This window comes from Pelotalea chapellei (assembly GCF_018531195.1).
Taxonomy (GTDB): Bacteria; Desulfobacterota; Desulfuromonadia; order Geobacterales; family Pseudopelobacteraceae; genus Pelotalea; species Pelotalea chapellei.
On record NZ_JAHDYS010000011.1, the window covers coordinates 85,661 to 104,247 of the forward strand.

An 18,587-nucleotide genomic window follows, 5' to 3' on the forward strand; every position below is an offset into this window, starting at 1 on the left:
TCTCTGTGTTCTTTTATTCTTCTGACTCCAGATAAACGCTCACCAGAAAATGTTCTGCTCCGGATTCAAACATAAGCGTCAAAGTATCTGGAACAGATCCCACCGTCATGACATATTCCTCCCCTGATATAACCGAGGGAGTCGAGAGCTGGACCTCGTGACCATCATTCACGAAGTGATGTTTGAATGAACCGCCCATCATATTTGCAATTTCGCCAAGTGCATCGTGAACATCGTCACCGCATTCCTCGACATCCATTCCCAGCATTTGAGATGTAAAGGTCATTGCCAGGCTTTGGGGTGCGTTGATGCTTATCATCCCGCTGTAGTTGCCCGCAAATCCAACCATGGCTGTGACGCAATGCTTGAACTTTGTCTCCGTGACGGCAGTCAGTGAGGCAGAGATATCTACTCCAACCATGGTGGAGAATATCTCCCGAACATCCTTGTCAAGATGCTCAATAAGTTGTTCCTCAGTGGTCTCGAGTCTCTTCAGTACTTTCGCGTTAATCATGCTCCCCCCTGACAAGCGTTCAATTTCAAGCAGCCTATTTCACTAACTGATGATAGCTTACCGTTAGAACTACTTTTTAACCGATTAGCCGATCCCGATCTATGTTTTTTTGACTTTTCAGCAAGGCGTACAAGTTGTTTTCAAGTTCCTTGCCAACATGCTTGAACTTTACCCCGATACCCGGCGGACGCTGCTGCCCCCAATTTTGTATCCTCGCGACAACACACACTACATCAAGTCCAAAGTCAGGAAAAGTAATGGTTAGCTCTTCACCGACAGTGAATCGTTCGGGGTTCATGTTAGCCACAAATACGCCAGACCACGAAATGTTGAGCGTGAAACCGCGATCGACTCCGATAAAGGTGGGAATGCAAATGTCCTTGCGCTTACTGGTCCTTAATTTTCTCGGTTTGAAATCAGCACAAGTTCTGGTGAGGAAATCTTTCAGGTTTTTGTCCTGCTTTGCATCGCCCGCCATTGCCATGGGGATCAGCATCGCACCCATGGTCTTCACACGCAGAGTCGGGTAAAACCCGACGAGTGTATAGGCAACGATCTTCTCCTCACCCTTGGACTTGATCATCGTCGCCAGATCAACCAAAATCCCTTTGCACATGTTGCTGAGTGCATAGCTTTCCGCCTCGCAGAAAGTAGAGCACAAAATTGCTCTCCCGCCGTACGGCTCCAGGCTTACAGCAAGTGCGGAACGAGATTTGTCGTCGTATGAAACAACTAAAATCGGATAATCGGGGGGAGTTTCTTCAGAAACGGAATCTGTGAAATCGGGGGGCATAGTACCAATTACTCCGCTCGCTAAGTCTACCTGCTCATACAATTTTATTTTAGCCGCTCGGCGCCTTAACCTTTCGACACAACCGTCATCATCTGCTGGCCGTCTGAGCAAGGTCATCTCCGTTTGCCCATTATTTCATGCACCAGGCGCAGCAGCTCCTGGGGTGCGTGTGGTTTTTGAGAAAAGGTGCAGCCTTGGGGCAGCTTCTGACGATCCAGAATATCGGCGGTGTAACCACTTGTAAAGATCACTTTCAGGCGCGGATTGAGAAGCATCAGTTCATCATACAACTGGCGCCCTGTCATCCCCGGCATGATCACATCAATGATCGCCAGCCTGATGATGTCCTTCTGCTCACGAAAAGATCGAAGAGCGTCTGCCCCCCGGCTGACCGCAATGACCTGATATCCTCCAGCTTCAAGTATTTCGCGATTAACCTGCAGCACCTGATCATTATCCTCCACCAGCAGTATGGCACCCTCGCCTTCAGGAACTTCTTCATGCTGTATTGAACCTACTTCCTCGGACACTCCAACTACCGGCAAATATATTAGAAAGCTGCTCCCCTGACCGATTTCGCTCTCCAGGTCAATCCAGCCGCTATGTTGCTTGATAATGCCATAGGCCATTGAAAGTCCCAACCCGGTCCCTTTACCCACTGCTTTTGTTGTAAAGAATGGTTCAAAGATACGCTCCCGCATACTCTCGGATATTCCGACACCAGTATCGGAAACTTTCAGCAGAGCAAAGAAACCGGAAACAACGCTCCCATCTGCAAGAACATGTTCATCAAAGTGCACCTGCCCGGTCGTGATGGAGACCGTCCCCCCTGTCGGCATTGCATCGCGCGCATTACTGACAAGATTCATGACTACTTGTTCCAATTGGGTGCTGTCAGCAAGAACAGGTATTTTATCAGCAGATAAAGTGGTCGAGAGCACCACATCCTCGCCGATGATCCTCTCCAAAAATTCTCGCATGGCAATAACGATCTCATTAAGGTCCATTTTTCGCGGAGCAATGGACTGTTTGTGGCTGAAAGCCAGCAGACTTCCGGTCAGGCTGGCGGCGCGGTGGGCGGCCTGATCAATCTGATCGATCAGTTTCGTTGCTCGTTCATGATCATCGATCCTGTTTCTCAACAAGGTCGAACAGCTGATGATTACCGTTAGAATATTGTTGAAGTCATGGGCTATACCACCCGCCAGGGTGCCGACTGACTCCATTTTCTGGGAATGCAGCAACTGCGCTTCCATCTTGCGGTGATCGGTCACATCGATCCCCAGGCTGGCACATCCGATCACAGCCCCGGCGGCGTTTTTCAGCACCGTATTGTTCCACACGATAAGGCGTTCGACACCCTTGTTGGTAAGAATTTCATTTTCAAAATGCGTAGCAATATTCCCGCTTGAAAGACCTTGGATGATAACAGCTTTAACCTGCTCATGGCGTGCCGGCGGGATGAACATTTCAAGCCAGCTTCTGCCGATAACTTCCTCGCGTGACCACCCGGTCAACTGAAGGAGAAAATCGTTGCAGAAGGTGATGTTTCCCTGTTCATCCAGCATCACCGCACACATGTGGACCTGCTCCATCAATGTTCTGAAACGGCTTTCCCATTCATGCACCGCTTCTTCCGCAACCATCCGTTCATGAATCATCCGCTGCAAATCAGCATTCAGCTCCCTGAGCGAAGCTACATAGTGCCTGATCAGATAAAAAAGCAGAGCGGCTGTTACCAGAACAAAAAGCCAGCCTTTGACCATTGCCAGGCGAGCCATCTGCTGCCTGTCATGTACCAGTGCCTCCAGCAGATAATCGGAACAGAAAATCCAGAAAGCGCTGACTGCGGCGTATATGGCCACAATCCTACCGGGAATCCATCTAGGGACATGTTGTTCCGGTTGTACTTGATTCATGCCTCGACCCTCAATGAAACGCGGACGTATTGAAATACAATCTCATATATTACAATTATTTTGGAACTTTGACATTGAAAAAGGCCGCCTCTTTAATGAGGCGGCCTCTTACGTACGGCATCCAAAGACGATGCAATACTTCAACTATCCGGATTTATTGATGCAGCCAATCTAAAACATTCCAATCACCACGTTTCTTTGCCGTGGCATGAGTTGGAACAACTGCGTGAGGTCGAGTTCCAACCGATGGTGGTGACTATATTCTTGACACCATTGGCATGGGTCGCGGCATTAAATGCGGTGGTGCTATAGCCGCTGCCATGGCAGGTAGCACACGCGACCTTTTTGCTGACATGTTTAGAGTGATGGCCAGTTGCCGGAGGAATGGCATGGCAGCTTCCGCAAGCAGGCGCTGGAGTCGGAGTCGGCGTCGGTGCCGGAGTGGGGCCCGGAGCTGGAGTCGGAACTACCAGGGCAGTGGCAATGGCATTAACCTGAGCCGAAGAAAGTGTAGAAAGAAAGCCCATGTTCCCCACATTGCCGGTGATAGCAGTCTGAATACGAGCGGCAGTTGCACCGGCCTTGCCAGAAGAGGCCAAGGCGCCGTGGCAGCCGGCACAATTGCTGGTGTACAAAGCAGCACCATCAGGTGCCGGTGCTGGAACCGGAACTGGTGTCGGTACGGGAGTCGGAGTCGGCACTGGAACCGGTGTCGGTGTCGGTGCCGGACCAGGCGTAGGAACGGGCGTAGGCGTGGTCGGTGTCAATGCGGTTACAATTGCCTGTACCTCTGTAACGGTCAGCGAGATAGAGCCCATGGAACCGATATTGCCGGAGATTGCGTTTTGCAGACGGGCAATGGTGATGCCTTTTTTGTTCGAAGAACTCAGCGCACCGTGACAACCTGCACAGTTGGCCGAATAGAGAGCTGCACCGTCCGGAGTCGGGCTGGGAACCGGTGTCGGTGTTGGCACAGGAACCGGCACAGGCGTCGGCGTCGGAACTGGCACTGGCACCGGTGTCGGTACGGGTGCAGGTGTGGGAGCAGGTGTCAGGCCTAGTACTGCCACAATTGCCTCTTTGACAGCAGTCGTCAGGCTGGATAAAAAGCCCATGCCTCCTACATTGCCGTTGATGGCGCTATCAAGACGCGCGGCGGTAATTCCCTTCTTGTTGGATGTTGCCAACGGACTATGACATCCTGCACAACTTGAGGCATACTCATTGGCACCATCAACAACCGGCGTCGGCGTCGGAGTTGGAACCGGAGTCGGGGTTGGCGTTGGGGTTGGGGTCGGAACTGGTGCCGGTACGGGAGCAGGTGTCGAGCCGACCGGATTGAGCACTGCAACTATTGCTTGAAGATCGGCCGGTGCAAAAGAGAGGCTTCCCATACCGCCGACATTTCCACTGATGGCATTCTGCAGACGAACCACCGTGATACCGGTTTTTTTCGAGCTGGCCAGACTGCCATGGCACGCAGCGCAATTGGCTGCATATAGTGCTGCACCATCCGGCGTAGTACCGCCTGTAACAGGAGGTTGTGGAGCAGGTGCAGGCTGTACCGGCGAGCTGTTCAATGCATCCATGATGCTCTGCAGATCAGCCGTACTCATGCCGGAGAGAATGCCCATCCCACCCAGATTGGCTGTAATGGCACCCTCTGCATTTGCCACCACGGCACGCCCCTTGAGGTTGCTGCTGGCAAAACTGCCGTGACAACCGGCACATTTTGATGTGTAGAGCGCATTTCCTGCCGCCGGTGTCACAGGGACCTGAGCAGGAGGATTGAGAGTACCGGAGGTGATGTTCTGCACCGGAGCCGAAAAGATTGGAGTCGTGCCGGCTGCATCGGTAATAGTTACAGCACCATTGGCTACTGTTACGGTGATGGCATCCATCATGGCATCAATACCAGTGCTGTTTGCACTGAACTGACCATGCAGGACATCGAAATTTTTAGCGCCGTACTGGTCCATGAGTGGAGCCAAAACTGTCTGCAGATCACCGAGCGCCTTCGGAATGGCGGATGCCGCCGATACAAGTTCGCTTGAAGTATGATTGTTGTAGAAAGAATCCAGATTCCCGCTGCCGGTAGCCTGTGCCACTACGATCGTGGTCAGCGGCGTGACGTTGGTAATACCGTTGTCATTGGCCAGCGAATACAGATTATGAGGACCGGAAGCGTCGGTGTAGGAAACCTTGATCAGGAAAGGAGGGGTCAATCCGGTAGTGTTGAAGGCATAGGAACCATCGCTGGCAGTTACTACTGAAAGCTGTGCCGGGGTTGGCGAAGAATCTTTGAGAGAAATCAATGTACCATTGATGGGAGCGCCTGATGCCGCCACACCGGTCACCACCTTGGCTGCGGCCGGCCCGGTACCGCTGCTGCTGCCACCACCGCTACAGCCGGCTGATAACCCTAAAGTTAATGCGCTGAGGAATATAAAAACGGATCTTAACGTTGAACTCATGCGTTCTCCTTTGTTCATTGTTACCCCGGAATTTGGACACAAAAAAACCAGGGGCATAGTATCGAATGTTCGATATTTCGGCGACCCGGCTGTCTCGGTGAGACCCGTAGGCTTTCCGTCCCATCCTCGCGGATGGTTTAGTATTGTCGGCTATCTTCTGCCATCAATTTTAAGATACTCTCTCGCTATCGGATCATAACTCTCCTTTCTGCCCCGGCTGGCGTTGCCACACCGGCAGGTTTGTAAATTTCATTAGCAGGCAATGTTAATTTCTTGTCATTACTTTACCATAACAATATTTTTTTTCACTTATAATTCCGTACCAATGAAGTCAACAATAATTAGTTCATAAAAAAAGGTCAACAAAAAAAACTTGTAGAAAAATAGTACAGCGTATACACACCTTTCCATGCCATTCCGACATATCTTCCACGATCTGGCGAAACATTGAGGCACTCTATGCATACTAGTGGCATATACGCAGAAGAAATAACCGGAAAAGCTTACGATCACCGCATCCTGGTGCGCTTTATGCGATATGTGATCCCATACAAAGGCGCAGCAGCAGTCATATTGATCATCCTGCCACTGGTAGCCGCCTGCCGCCTGGCTCAACCCTGGATCATCAAGTTGGCCATAGACAATCATATCGTCAGTGGTCGTATGGCAGGACTTGAATTCATTGCGGCCCTGTTTCTGGGCGTCCTGCTGATGGAATCCCTGCTCTCGTACCTTGAAGTTTACCTGCTCCAGTCCATGGGACAGCAGGTCATGTCCGACATGCGCAAAGAGCTGTATCACCACGTCATGCACCTGCCCACCTCCTGGTTCGACCACACCCCAGTCGGCAGTGTGGTGACACGGCTGACGAGCGATGTCGAGGTGCTGGGGGAGATGTTTGCCGCAGGAATCATCACCATTGTGGGGGATGTACTGCTCCTGATCGGAATCGTGGCGGTCATGCTCTGGATGAACCTGAAACTGTCGCTGGTCACCTTCTCGATCCTGCCGCTCCTGTTGTATGTCGCCTGGGCCTTCCGACGGCGAATGCGGCAGTCCTTCCGCGAAGTGCGCGCCCGTCTTGGGCGCATGAATTCCTCTCTTGCCGAAAGCATCGGCGGCATGACCATCATCCAGGCATTCAATCGTCAGCAGGAAGAGGCTGGCCGCTTCAGCGAACTTAACACTTTATATCGTAATGCAAACAAACCGGTCATCTTCTGGGATGCGGCGCTGTACGCAATTGTCGAGGCACTTTCATCGATGGCCGTTGCACTAATCATCTGGTACGGCGGAGGTGAAATCGTCCAAGGCGCATTGACCTTCGGAGTACTGGTGGCATTTATTCAGTACATCGAGAAATTCTTCACTCCTATCAGGGACCTTTCGGCAAAATTTTCTGTCATGCAAGGGGCTATGGCTGCTTTGGAACGGATATTTTCCCTGCTGGATACGGAACAGGAACAGGGGATCCGGACCATTGAGCGCGATACATTCCCTGCTTCCCAACTCCCTTCCCCGATCATTGAGTTTCGTGACGTCACCTTTGCATACCGCGGCGAGGAAAACGCACTGGAGCATTTCAACTTTTCAGTATACCGCGGGGAGCGGATCGCCCTGGTAGGAGAAAGCGGCGGCGGCAAAACAACCCTGACCAGACTGCTGACTCGACTCTACGAACCTGACCATGGCAATATATTCATCGATGGCCATGACATAGCTTCCATGTCACCAACAGAGCTGCGACAACGCGTTGGCATTGTCCTGCAGGATCCCTGTCTGTTTGCCGGAACCATTGAGTTCAATATCTGTCTGGGTGACGAGCAAGCAAGGCTGAAGATGCGCGATGCAGCGGCGATTGTTGGTGCGGACCGGTTTATCGAGCGATTGCCGCTAGGGTACGATGAACAGGTCAGGGAGCGGGGGAACAACTTTTCGGTGGGCGAAAAACAACTGATCTCTTTTGCACGGGCAGTGGCCTTTGATCCTGAAATTCTGGTGCTTGATGAGGCCACAGCCAGCATTGATCCTGCTTCGGAGCAAATGATCCAGCAGGGGCTTGCCGGGCTAATGGCCGGGCGTACTGCGCTGATCATCGCCCACCGCCTTTCCACAATCCGGGATACCGACCGTATCGTGGTCGTTCATCGCGGCCGCAAGGCGGAAGAGGGAAATCACAGCGAGTTGATGCAGGCCCGGGGAATCTATTTCCGCCTGCACCAGCTCCAGTTTAATGAAAGGTGATGTATACGCGCCGCCCCTTGCATGATAGCAGTGAACCTGATAATTTGCCGGTTCAACCATCCGGAGCCCGGGAAATTGGACGCCTTCACATGCGCCGCCCCGCGGTTAAGAAACACCAGAAGGCTGTTGAAATACTCAGGTTATTCAAAAATAGTCAGATCGTCGCTACCGGAGAACGCCCGTGGAGGTGTTATCCAACACCCCCCGCACACTTTCACTTGTGAAAGTGGACCGCTAAGGCGCCCGAAGGGTGAGGCCGCAGGCCGAAGTCACAAGGTGGCTTTCGAGGATGGCGGCGAGATGGCTGTTTTTCAACAACCTGCTAGGGAGAGTTACGATGATCACCATGCAGGAGCTGCGCGAGCATTACCGATTCACCGATGAAGACGCCTCCTTGCTCCAGTCGTTGCAGCCCCTGGCCGGCCAGAACCAGGAGCGATTCGAGCAGGAATTCTACGATTACCTTTATGGAATACCCGAGATGGTTGCCTTGCTCAACAGCAGCAACCGGCAGCGTCTGCGTGAAATGCACGGCCGCTGGTTCATGTCCCTTTTCAGCGGAAGCTATGACAACCACTATTTGAACCATCTTACCCGCATCGGCCATGCCCATGTCAGGGTTGGACTCAACGTGCATTATGTCAATGCCGCCATGAACCAGATCCGTCACTTCCTGCTCAATCTGATCGACAACAATTATTCAGACCGGGAACAGCGGCGTATTCTTCGTGAAGCAGTGGAAAAAATACTCGACATGAACCTGGATATAATGAGCTATTCCTATCGCGCGGAAGAACTGAAAAAGGTTTTTGTCTCGCGCAAGATAGAATCTTTTCTGATCAAAGCCACCGAGCGCTTCACCTACGGACTCAATCTGGCACTGGTGCTGGCTTTGGCCGGTGTTTCCATCTCAGTTGTCTGTCTTTTTGTCTGGGATATCGCCCACATCTTCAGAGGGGATATGGAAAAAGGCATTCTCTCTGCCCTGGGAGAACTGCTGATCCTCTGGATGATGATTGAACTGATGGATAACGAAATCAAAAATCTCAAGGGGGGCAAATTCAACATTCTTGTCTTCATTGGCGTGATCATCGTGGCAATGATCCGCGAGATCCTGATTACTACTTTGCGCCATGACGCCATGCAGACCCAGGTCTTTCTGGCTCTGACCCTGCTGATCCTTGGAATTGTTTACTTCCTGGTCTCAAAAGCGCAGCAGATTCAGCCCAAGGTATAGCAGATGCCGATCGGAATGCACATACTGGCCGGTTTTTCCCTGGGATTTCGCCATCGCCGCGAACTGGCACGAATTCTTAGCGAAACATCCCCTGATAATTGCATTCACTGCCTGATTCCTGGCGTTCTAAAGAACCAGGGCATTACGGTTTTGGCCCTTGATTTCGACGGCGTGCTTTCGCCTCATGGCGACGCGACTCCACTCTCGGAAGCAAAGACCTGGCTGGCGGAAAGTGTCGCTGTGTTTGGCGAGGAATCTATTTTCATCCTTTCCAATAAACCTACCGACGAGCGGCGGGACTGGTTTGCGGAGCATTTTTCGAAGATCCGTTTTGTGAGCGGAGTACGAAAAAAACCATATCCCGATGGCCTCCAAAAAATAAGTGAACTCGCCGGAGTCCCCTTGTCATCAATCCTGATGGTCGACGATCGCCTGATGACCGGATGTTTGGCCGCCATCAACGCAGGTGCGCGCACCTGCTACATTCGCAGCCCGTATGTCTCGTTGAAGCAGCGCCCCGTGGTGGAGTTATTTTTCATGCTACTGCGAAAAAGTGAGCAACTGGTTATTGGATGTAGATCACTGTAACAGCCTGTCCCCCCACCTCTGTTTTTGCTACCCGAAACTCCTGCACTGAACTCTTGCCAGCGATCACGCTATTCAGCGCCATCATCCCCTCTCCTGAGTAGTTCTAATTCATAGTTACCCCCTCCCCTGATCCTAAATGAGAAGGTGGCCTAAAACCGATTGAGGGGGAAACAGTGCTATCCATTGCAACATTCCCCCTCATCCCAACTCTCCCCCAGAGAGAGGGAATTATTTAGCAGTCTTTGCGGCTGATCAGAACGATTCAGATTCCCTTTTAAGACCATCCCTGACCCTCGCCTTAGATCAGCAGATTGCATTTTTTTTATACCGTGGTTAAAATTTTAATGTTGACAGCGTGCCTCTCCTGCTGTAATTGATAACCGAATTCAATATCACTCAAGAGGTAACAGATGAACAATCCTCTCACGAATACGGAAAAAGATCCCCGGCCCCTCTGGTCAAGCCTTGCCGAGCGCTTTTCCACCGAAAGGGAATGCCTCGCAACATATATCGCACTGGAGACAGCCGAGGTTCTGGCCGAAGCCAAGCCGGCATCGCTGCTCTGCATCACCAACCGTGAACGCGCCTGTGGACGAAATCTCTATACCATCTGGAAAGAGCATGGTCATCAACTGCTCGCAGATACTCCTCTTGAAGCCTGCGAGCTGATTGACCGGGGCTCCTCCATGATGATCCTGTTCAGCCACAGAGTTAATTTCAAAAACCATCTTGCCCGCCGTGACATCACCGCCCTTCTCAAACGGGCGGGCCACGGCAGCGACATCACTCCTGATGACCTCCTCCGGTGTCTTGCAGATCATCTGCAACACGGACATTTTCCGCATGAAATCGGTCTTTTGCTGGGATATCCTCCCAAGGATGTGGCCGCCTTCATGGGCCTGATCAACATTCCCTTTACCTGTCAGGGTCCGTGGAAGATTTACGGCAACCCCGTCGAGAGCTTGCGCCTAGCCGAACGTTTCCGGAACTGCCGCAATCTGATGGCCGAACAGCTTTCATTGTGTGCCTCTGCCGTACAATGCCTGGGTGGTTTCGCCGGCGCAAGGCAAGCCATTCTTGCCACCGCATATTGATAAACACATTCATTATCTTTTGTAAACTACGAACTCCATGCGGTCCTATAGGCCGGCTTTAAATTCAGTACAAAAGGCAGGTTGAATAATGTCGCGCCGCAACAGCATTACCAGCAAGGAACTGCTCCAGGACAATCAAGAGCTGATTATCATCCATGCCGGGAAGGAGTACCGCCTCCGAATCACGAGTAACAACAAATTGATCCTGACCAAATAACATCACTCACAACTCCAAGCCAGCCATGTACCTCTTCGGGGCGCAGCCAGCCAGGACACATAAATCACCCCAAGGAGATTCAAAGGCATGCTTCGTATTTCAAGATTTTTCACAAGCAACAGGACCACTGCAATAACCCTCGCCTGCCTGACCATGACAGCTTTCCCCGCCTTCGCCGGACCGCCTCTGGCAACAGATGATGCCGGAACTGTAGATGTGGGTAAGGTCGAAGTCGAGCTCAATGGTGCCTACACCGCTGACAGAGAAAGGACCCACGGCATCACCACAAAATGCAACACGTCAGATGCCGAGATGAAGGTAACCACCGGATTTTACAAGAACCTGGGGATTTCTGTCGCCATTCCCTACACCATCAGCGACCGGATCAGGGAAGATAATCGCCTGGTTGGCAAAACCGATGGTTTCGGCGACATGACTGTGGAAGTCAAGTATGCCTTTCTTGAGCTTGCAGGCACCACATTTGCCATCAAGCCGGTCATTATCATCCCCACTGGAAAATATAGCGCCGGCCTCTCTGAAGGTCGCTGGCAACTGGGTGGGACCCTGATAGCAACCAAAGAATTTAATGAAGGCAAGTACGCGCTGCATGCAAACCTGGGCTACGAACACCACAGCTATCGCACGGAAGCAATCAGGGCAACTACCCGCGGCGATTTCTGGTCCGGCTCCATAGCAGGTGAAATGGAAGTTGCCAAGGGCATGTTTGCGGTTGCAGATTTCGGCCTCGCGACTACTGCCGATAAAAGCATAAGCGAGCCTTGCGCATATGCCCTTACCGGTGCCCGGTACCAATTGAATGACCATCTGGATGTCAACGCCGGAATCAAGTTTGGATTGACCAGACCTGAGGCCGACGTAACCGCACTCTACGGAGTTGTACTCAAGTTTTAAAGACAAGAAGGAGGAACGGATGATGATGCTTGGATTGGTAAGCGCCGGTGAGCAGTGCGAGATTGTCGAAGTCAGACATTGCGGCGGCTGTGGTGGAGAATGTCACGGTGAACAGTCTCATTCCGATAAACACAAGAAGAATAACACCAGGGCCGAGGAACTGGGACTCAGGGTCGGGAAGCTGGTCAAGATGCTCAAAAACGACGGCAATCTGCTGCTGCTATTGGTGGATAATGCCCGTATTGCAATAGATCGTCGCATGGCAATGAAAATAATGGTCAGGAGTTAGAAATGAATTTATCAATGCTTAAACCTGGAGCGCAGGGGCGCATCATCAAGCTGGATTCGGGTATCGGCCCCCTCAGGCGGCGGCTTATGGATATGGGGATATTACCGGGGGAACTGGTGAAGGTGGAAAAAATTGCACCCATGGGTGATCCGATCGAAGTTACCGTCAAGGATTACAAGCTGTCTCTGCGAAAAGGAGAAGCTAAGGGAATCGAGATCGAGGTGATTCCATGAGCGGGTTGAAATCTCTTGTTGTTGCAGTAGCAGGCAATCCGAACGCAGGCAAGTCCACTCTGATTAATGCTATTGCAGGAAGCCGCCTGCATGTCGGTAACTGGCCGGGGGTCACAGTCGAAAAGAAAGAGGCCCGCTTCGAATTTGAAGGACGGCCCATCCAGCTGATTGACCTTCCGGGATGCTATTCTCTCTCCCCCTATACACAGGAAGAAATCATCAGTCGGGACTATCTGGTAACCGAAAAACCGGATCTGATCATAAATGTGGTTGATGCAACCAATCTCGAGCGCAATCTGTATCTGACGATTCAGCTCCTTGAGCTTGGCATCCCAATGATAATGGCTCTCAATATCCATGACGAAGCTGAGGCCAAGGGATATGCGATAAACTGCAAACAGATCGAGGGTACTCTGGGAATCAAGGTCATCCCAACCTCAGCCACCCGCAGAACCGGACTGGACCAGCTGCTGAACACCGTTGTTTCCGAGACGGGCAACGACAGCAGTAACCTTCCCAGAACACTGAACTATGGTGAAGATATAGAGACAGCCCTATCCGGCCTGGCTGATCATCTGCACCGTGAACATCCGGCACTGCTGGAACGCTACCCCCGACGCTGGCTGCTGCTCAAACTCCTGGAGGGTGACAGCATCGTACAGCAATCAGCCAACATTGCCCCCGCAACCCTGCCGCCCCAGATCTTCGATCACCTGAATCGGGCCCATGGCAATGACATGGAAGGATTGCTGGCTGATACCCGTTATGCACTGTCGGCTGGACTCTGTCGGGAAGTATTGAAAAAGCCAGAGCTGCGTTCGATTGAAATAACCGAGAAGATAGACCGGATCGTACTGAACCGCTTCCTCGGCATCCCTATCTTTCTTGCCGCCATGTGGCTGCTGTTCAAACTTACCTTCAATCTCTCGGCTCCTTTCGGAGAATGGATCAAGGCCATGACCGAAGGCCCTTTCAAACGCTGGGCCGCTGCGATACTGGGCGGAATTGGCGCCCCGGACTGGACCGTTTCCCTGGTCAATGACGGGGTCATCGCCGGAGTCGGCTTTGTGCTCGTCTTTGTACCGGTGATCTTTGCCATGATGTTTTTTATCACTTTCCTGGAGGGCAGCGGGTATATGGCCAGGGCAGCCTTCGTCATGGACAGGGCTATGCATGCCATCGGTCTGCATGGTAAATCCTTCATCCCGATGCTGCTGGGATTCGGATGCAACGTGCCGGGCATTTATGCGACCCGGACCCTGGAAAACCCAAAGGACAAAGTCCTCACCGCGCTGTTGATCCCGCTCATGTCATGCGGAGCACGTCTTCCGGTATATGTTGTGTTCGTCGGTGTCTTTTTCCCTGGCCACTCCGGCACCGTCATCTGGACTCTGTATGTCATGGGTATCCTGCTGGCGATCCTGATGGGGTTCATCTTCAAGAAAACCCTTTTTCGCGGTGAAGCTCCCATGTTCATCATGGAGCTGCCTCCTTACCGGATGCCTTCATTCTCCAGCCTCTGTCTGCACACCTGGGAAAAGGGCAAGCACTTCCTGTTCAAGGCGGGCACCTATATCTTTGCAGTATCCATCCTGGTTTGGTTCATGCTCAATCTCCCCTGGGGTGTTGAGCACAAGAAGGATTCCTATCTGGGGCAGGCTGGACAGGTCATGGCTCCTGCGCTGGCACCGCTCGGGTTTGGTACCTGGGAAGCCGCCTCATCCCTGATCACCGGCGTTATCGCCAAAGAGATCGTAGTCGGCACCATGGGAGAAATCTATGCTCCCAAGCACGAAGACAAGAAGGAAGCACCGACGCTGGGAGAGGACCTGAAAGAGATTGTGATTTCATTCGGAACAGCAGCTAAAACAGCAGTCACAACACTGTTGTATCTCCCGGGAAAAGAGGAGAAAGAGGAAGATCAATCGGCGCTTAATAAAGCAATCATGGCAGGATTCACCCCCCTTTCATCGTTTGCCTTCATGGCCTTTGTACTGCTCTATATGCCATGTATGATCGTGCTGGCCGCCATGCGCCAGGAATTCGGCACATGGAAATGGGTGGGGGTTGGTTTCGTCTATCAGACAATACTGGCCTGGACTGTGGCAATGATCATCTACCAGGGAGGATTGTTCCTGGGATTGGGAGCTTGAAATGGGAGTTTTTGATATTGTCCTGATGATCGTGATTCTGGGAGGAGCCTTCTGGCTCCTCTATAGCTCGCTCTGGAAAAAGAAAGGTTGTTCGGGGGAATGCAGCGGCGGCTGTAGTTCAAAAAGACATTAAGACCGGCACGTGGTGCCGAGAAATCCGGCTGGGCAGACAGCGGTACCGCTATTTGCCCAGCGCAGCCTCCAACCGCTCGCAAAGTGTCTTCAGCACCTTAATCCTGGCATAATTCTTATCATTGGCTTCAACCAGGGTCCAGGGCGCTATTTCGGTACTGGTGCGGTCGATCATGTCACACGCCGCCAGTTCGTACTCTTCCCATTTTTCACGGTTCCGCCAGTCATCTTCTGTTATCTTGAAGCGCTTGAAACCTATCTTCTCCCGCTCCTTGAAACGCCTCAGCTGTTCTTCCCGATCGATTGAAAGCCAGAATTTGACCATCACAGTCCGCTTGCGAACCATCTGCTCTTCAAACTCATTGATCTCGCCATAGGCCCGCATCCAATCTGCATGATCGCAATAGCCTTCCACACGCTCCACCAGCACACGTCCATACCAGGAACGGTCAAAAATGGCGAAACGGCTCTTGCGGGGAACGTTGCGCCAAAAGCGCCATAAATAAGGCTGGGCCTGTTCCTCTTCGGTGGGTGCGGCAATGGGTATGACTCGGTATTGCCGCGCATCCAGCGCCTGGGTGATACGGCGAATACTACCCCCTTTGCCGGCAGCATCATTGCCTTCGAAGACCACAACCACCGAAAGCTTTTTAAAATCAGGATTCCTGGTCAGTACATTGAGCTTGCCCTGGTACTTTTCCAGCTCTTCTTCGTATTCGGATTTTTTAAGTTTTTGGGAAAGGTCGAGCGTCCTGAGAATCAGCAGGTTATCGATGGCAGGCATGATGGGTGGAATCGGCTCGATGTGACAAGGTTGCTCAGATATGTCGAGGCGCTGGCGCAAGGCTGCCAGAAGGGTCTTGCCAATGGTGAGGTAGCGGTAGCGCGGATCGGTCCCCTCGACAATGGTCCAGGGCGATTCGGGCGTACTGGTCGTGCGCAGCATCCTTTCGGACACCTGCCGGAATGTGTCATAAAGCTTATAATGTTCCCAATCCGTGTCGGTAACCCGCCAGCGGGTTGATGGATCTTTTTCCAGTGTCTTCAGTCTTTTTTTCTGCTCATCTTTGGAAAGATGAAGCCAAAATTTGAGCACCAGCGCCCCTTCGTCACAGAGCATCTTCTCGAAACGCAGAATACGCTCCAATTGCTGGTCCAGCTCGGCATTCTTGATGTCGCCATAAACGTTGTCGATAAGCGGACGGGAATACCAGGTACCGATGAAGATGCCGATTTTTCCTTTGGGAGGCAGCACCCGCCAATAACGGTACATACGTGGACGCTCTCGCTCTTCATCGGTCAGGTCCCGCAAGGCATGAGTCTCAATGTGGCGCGGATCCATCCATTCATTGAGGATATTGACCGTCTCCCCCTTGCCGGCACAATCCACACCAGCCACCAGAATAATGACAGGACATTTTTTTGTGGTAAGCAGGTCCAGCTGGGCATCCAGCAGCCCCTCCCGCAATGCTGAAATTTCCTTTTTCCAGACTGCCTTGCTGACCTTATGACCCAGCTCCGCTGATTCGAACATGTAGACCCTCCTGTTTCTACTTCATTCAACATCAAACTGAACTTTACCAAAATTAGAGCATCCTATAGCACATTTCCAATGTTCAACCAATGGCTACAGTAAATGAGGTCCATGATCAGTGGGATATGAGGGAATGACTACCTGGAGATTTCCACACTTTTTTTGCTAGAAAAAAAAAAGTGAATCGTGTACAAATAAAGGGTTACTAAAAAAACAGGAGGTTGCAGGTGAAAAAATTAGCAATAATCGTTCTCTCTATCGCAGCGCTCGCCATGGCAGGCTGTAAGGACAAACCAAAAACTGAAGCCCCCCAGCAGCCGGCAGCGGCACCCAAAGGTCAAATGCCACCTGGACACCCGACACCTGGTGCAACCGGTGGTGGCGATCCCCACGCAGGCATGAAAGCACAGGAAATTCCTGCCGGCGTCGGCAAGAAGGCCAAGGTTACTCAGACCATGAATTCCGGCGGCTATACCTATGTTGAAGCTGCTGACGACAAGGGTCAGAAAACCTGGTTGGCTCTTCCTGAAATCAAGGTAGCTATCGGCGATTCAATTGAATACCCCGATACTCCCCCGATTACCGGATTCCAGAGCAAAACACTGAACAGAACATTTGAAAAAATCTCCTTCATTCCAGGCATCAGAATCATCAAGTAACATAGATAGCATATCAACACACAGCGGGGCCGATTACTGGCCCCGCTTTTTTTTGTCCTGTAGTGCCTTCAGGGAAGGCTGGTGATTCGGTACTAATGCCAAAACCTTCTGATAACAGCTCCGGGATCTGCTCCTGTCGCCTTGTTCACCGTATAACTCTCCCAACAGGAACCATCCCCAGGGATTATCAGGCTCCCGCTCGACAATCTCCCTGAACTCCTTTTCCGCGGCCGAGTTGTTCCCCTGCAAGCGGGAGAACTCACCCGCCATCACATTCGTCACCGGGCAGAAACCGATCCGCCTTTTGATCTCTGCATAATCCCGTGCATCACTTTTCCCATGCCCCATGGACTTCAACAGACGCCGTGAAGCTGTCCCTCGATGTGCCACGGCATAGAGAGCCGGCTCCCCGCTCACTTCAAAAAGATCCGGGGCGACACGTCCCTCTGCAACCGCATTGTCGAACAGCCGGGTGCCCGGAAAGTAAGCCAGCGGAGAGACATAACCATCATCAGGCCTGATCCGGCGCATCAGCCTGATAGTTAAGGATATATCCTCCTCGGTTTCCCCAGGGACATCGCTGATCAGGTAAACCGACAGATTGATCCCGGCGTGTTTGACCAGTCTCGCGGCGTGCTCAACCTGTGCCGGTGTAATGGTTTTATCAAGCATCTGCAAGATTCGGGACGAGCCTGATTCCACTCCCAGCTGGACGCACTCGCATCCGGCACGTTTCATCCAGACAAGAATTTCCTCATCAAGCGCCGTGACCCGTGACTGGCAATTCCAGATGACATGTGCCCTGCGCTCGATCAGCAGCCGACAGATCTCAATAGTTCTACGCCGGTCTGCGGTGAAAGTGTCATCCCGTATGGAGAAGTAGATCAGGCCAAAGGTATCCTTCAGAAAGAGGATCTCATCCACCACATTCTGAGGTGATCTGAAACGAATTTTTCGGTTCCAGAAGCCGGGAGAACTACAAAAAGAACAGGCTGAGGGGCATCCCCGGGCACTGATGACAAACTCAGCCTGCAAATTCTGATCAATGCCGAGTGAATGTTCATGCAGATAAAATGCGGGAAAAGGAAGCTGGTCGAGATCACGTAACGGAGGACGGGACGGGGTAATGACGACACTGCCTGCGCTGAGATAAGCCAATCCCTTTACATCGAGCCAATCGGAATGCCCGGCAACCCGTTCCGCCAGCTCCAGAAGGGTTTCTTCTCCCTCTCCCAGTATAACGGCATCAACAACTGGCTCCTTGATGAGCAGTTCATTGCAGCGAAATGTAGCATGGGCCCCGCCCATTACAATCAGGCACTTTTGCTGCGCCCTGCGTGCAAGCCTCGCCAGAGCAGATGAAGCGACCCGGTTATGGGTCCATTGGGAGATGGCAACGATTTCAGGCTGAAATTTTCTGATTTCTCGCGAAATGGCAGCATCATTCCATCCTGAGAAATTGGCCAGGATTGCGTCAAAACCTGCCTTCCTCAGCGTGGCATGCAGATAGCCAAGCCCGGCAGGCACCAGATTGATATAAGGGTCATCCCGATGGGATTCCCCGGATATATAGGCTAGAAGAATTTTCATGATAA

Annotated in this window: 17 protein-coding genes and 1 riboswitch; of the genes, 11 read left to right on the forward strand and 6 right to left on the reverse strand. The window is 52.0% G+C overall.

Translation table 11 applies throughout. The annotated features are described in order from the left end of the window. Positions 1 to 13: 13 nt before the first annotated feature. From KJB30_RS12540 to KJB30_RS18040, 4 genes are all read right to left on the reverse strand, one after another. A complete protein-coding gene (locus KJB30_RS12540) occupies positions 14 to 514 on the reverse strand; it encodes a chemotaxis protein CheX (RefSeq protein ID WP_214299788.1) in 501 nt (166 codons plus the stop codon). 76 nt (positions 515 to 590) lie between these two features. Continuing rightward, complete coding sequence (locus KJB30_RS12545) at positions 591 to 1,307, reverse strand: PilZ domain-containing protein (RefSeq protein ID WP_214299790.1); 717 nt, start codon at positions 1,305 to 1,307, stop codon at positions 591 to 593. A 113-nt stretch (positions 1,308 to 1,420) separates the two neighbouring features. Then, a complete protein-coding gene (locus KJB30_RS12550; RefSeq protein ID WP_214299792.1) occupies positions 1,421 to 3,226 on the reverse strand; it encodes a hybrid sensor histidine kinase/response regulator in 1,806 nt (601 codons plus the stop codon). A gap of 185 nt (positions 3,227 to 3,411) precedes the next feature. Further along, complete coding sequence (locus KJB30_RS18040) at positions 3,412 to 5,700, reverse strand: c-type cytochrome (protein ID WP_246545666.1); 2,289 nt, start codon at positions 5,698 to 5,700, stop codon at positions 3,412 to 3,414. Positions 5,701 to 5,776: 76 nt separating this feature from the next. Beyond that, a riboswitch (cyclic di-GMP riboswitch) is annotated at positions 5,777 to 5,852 on the reverse strand. Positions 5,853 to 6,159: 307 nt separating this feature from the next. Between KJB30_RS18040 and KJB30_RS12560 the strand changes: the two genes are divergently transcribed. From KJB30_RS12560 to KJB30_RS12605, 10 genes are all read left to right on the forward strand, one after another. Then, on the forward strand, positions 6,160 to 7,944 hold the full coding sequence (locus KJB30_RS12560; protein ID WP_214299793.1) for an ABC transporter ATP-binding protein: 1,785 nt from the start codon (positions 6,160 to 6,162) through the stop codon (positions 7,942 to 7,944). A 337-nt stretch (positions 7,945 to 8,281) separates the two neighbouring features. Continuing rightward, positions 8,282 to 9,181: a protoglobin domain-containing protein gene (locus KJB30_RS12565; RefSeq protein ID WP_214299795.1), complete on the forward strand. Its 900-nt coding sequence runs from the start codon at positions 8,282 to 8,284 to the stop codon at positions 9,179 to 9,181. 3 nt (positions 9,182 to 9,184) lie between these two features. Then, positions 9,185 to 9,769 (forward strand): YqeG family HAD IIIA-type phosphatase, encoded by a 585-nt coding sequence (locus tag KJB30_RS12570; protein ID WP_214299797.1) that lies wholly within the window; start codon positions 9,185 to 9,187, stop codon positions 9,767 to 9,769. A 410-nt stretch (positions 9,770 to 10,179) separates the two neighbouring features. Further along, on the forward strand, positions 10,180 to 10,863 hold the full coding sequence (locus tag KJB30_RS12575) for a DUF3793 family protein (RefSeq protein WP_214299799.1): 684 nt from the start codon (positions 10,180 to 10,182) through the stop codon (positions 10,861 to 10,863). An 88-nt stretch (positions 10,864 to 10,951) separates the two neighbouring features. Then, positions 10,952 to 11,080: a hemin uptake protein HemP gene (gene hemP, locus KJB30_RS12580; protein WP_214299801.1), complete on the forward strand. Its 129-nt coding sequence runs from the start codon at positions 10,952 to 10,954 to the stop codon at positions 11,078 to 11,080. Between the two features lie 87 nt (positions 11,081 to 11,167). Continuing rightward, positions 11,168 to 11,992, forward strand: a complete 825-nt coding sequence (locus tag KJB30_RS12585) for a transporter (protein WP_214299803.1) — start codon at positions 11,168 to 11,170, stop codon at positions 11,990 to 11,992. Between the two features lie 19 nt (positions 11,993 to 12,011). Then, positions 12,012 to 12,281, forward strand: coding sequence for a FeoA family protein (locus tag KJB30_RS12590; RefSeq protein WP_214299805.1), 270 nt, complete (start codon positions 12,012 to 12,014; stop codon positions 12,279 to 12,281). Positions 12,282 to 12,283: 2 nt separating this feature from the next. Next, positions 12,284 to 12,514, forward strand: a complete 231-nt coding sequence (locus KJB30_RS12595) for a FeoA family protein (RefSeq protein ID WP_214299807.1) — start codon at positions 12,284 to 12,286, stop codon at positions 12,512 to 12,514. Continuing rightward, positions 12,511 to 14,667: a ferrous iron transport protein B gene (feoB, locus tag KJB30_RS12600; protein WP_214299809.1), complete on the forward strand. Its 2,157-nt coding sequence runs from the start codon at positions 12,511 to 12,513 to the stop codon at positions 14,665 to 14,667. Before KJB30_RS12595 ends, feoB begins: the two co-directional genes overlap by 4 nt. 25 nt (positions 14,668 to 14,692) lie before the next feature. Continuing rightward, positions 14,693 to 14,800, forward strand: coding sequence for a FeoB-associated Cys-rich membrane protein (locus tag KJB30_RS12605; RefSeq protein WP_246545671.1), 108 nt, complete (start codon positions 14,693 to 14,695; stop codon positions 14,798 to 14,800). A gap of 48 nt (positions 14,801 to 14,848) precedes the next feature. Here KJB30_RS12605 and pap read toward each other — a convergent pair whose 3' ends face one another. Next, positions 14,849 to 16,333 carry a polyphosphate:AMP phosphotransferase gene (gene pap / locus KJB30_RS12610; protein ID WP_214299812.1) on the reverse strand — a complete coding sequence of 495 codons (1,485 nt, stop codon included), beginning with the start codon at positions 16,331 to 16,333 and terminating at the stop codon, positions 14,849 to 14,851. Between the two features lie 227 nt (positions 16,334 to 16,560). On the opposite strand from pap, the gene KJB30_RS12615 reads away from it, so the two are divergent. Next, the gene (locus KJB30_RS12615) at positions 16,561 to 16,992 is read left to right on the forward strand and encodes a YajG family lipoprotein (RefSeq protein WP_214299814.1); all 432 of its coding nucleotides are present in this window, start codon (positions 16,561 to 16,563) and stop codon (positions 16,990 to 16,992) included. 33 nt (positions 16,993 to 17,025) lie between these two features. Here KJB30_RS12615 and KJB30_RS12620 read toward each other — a convergent pair whose 3' ends face one another. After that, positions 17,026 to 18,582 (reverse strand): B12-binding domain-containing radical SAM protein, encoded by a 1,557-nt coding sequence (locus KJB30_RS12620; protein ID WP_214299815.1) that lies wholly within the window; start codon positions 18,580 to 18,582, stop codon positions 17,026 to 17,028. Between the last annotated feature and the right edge of the window lie 5 nt (positions 18,583 to 18,587).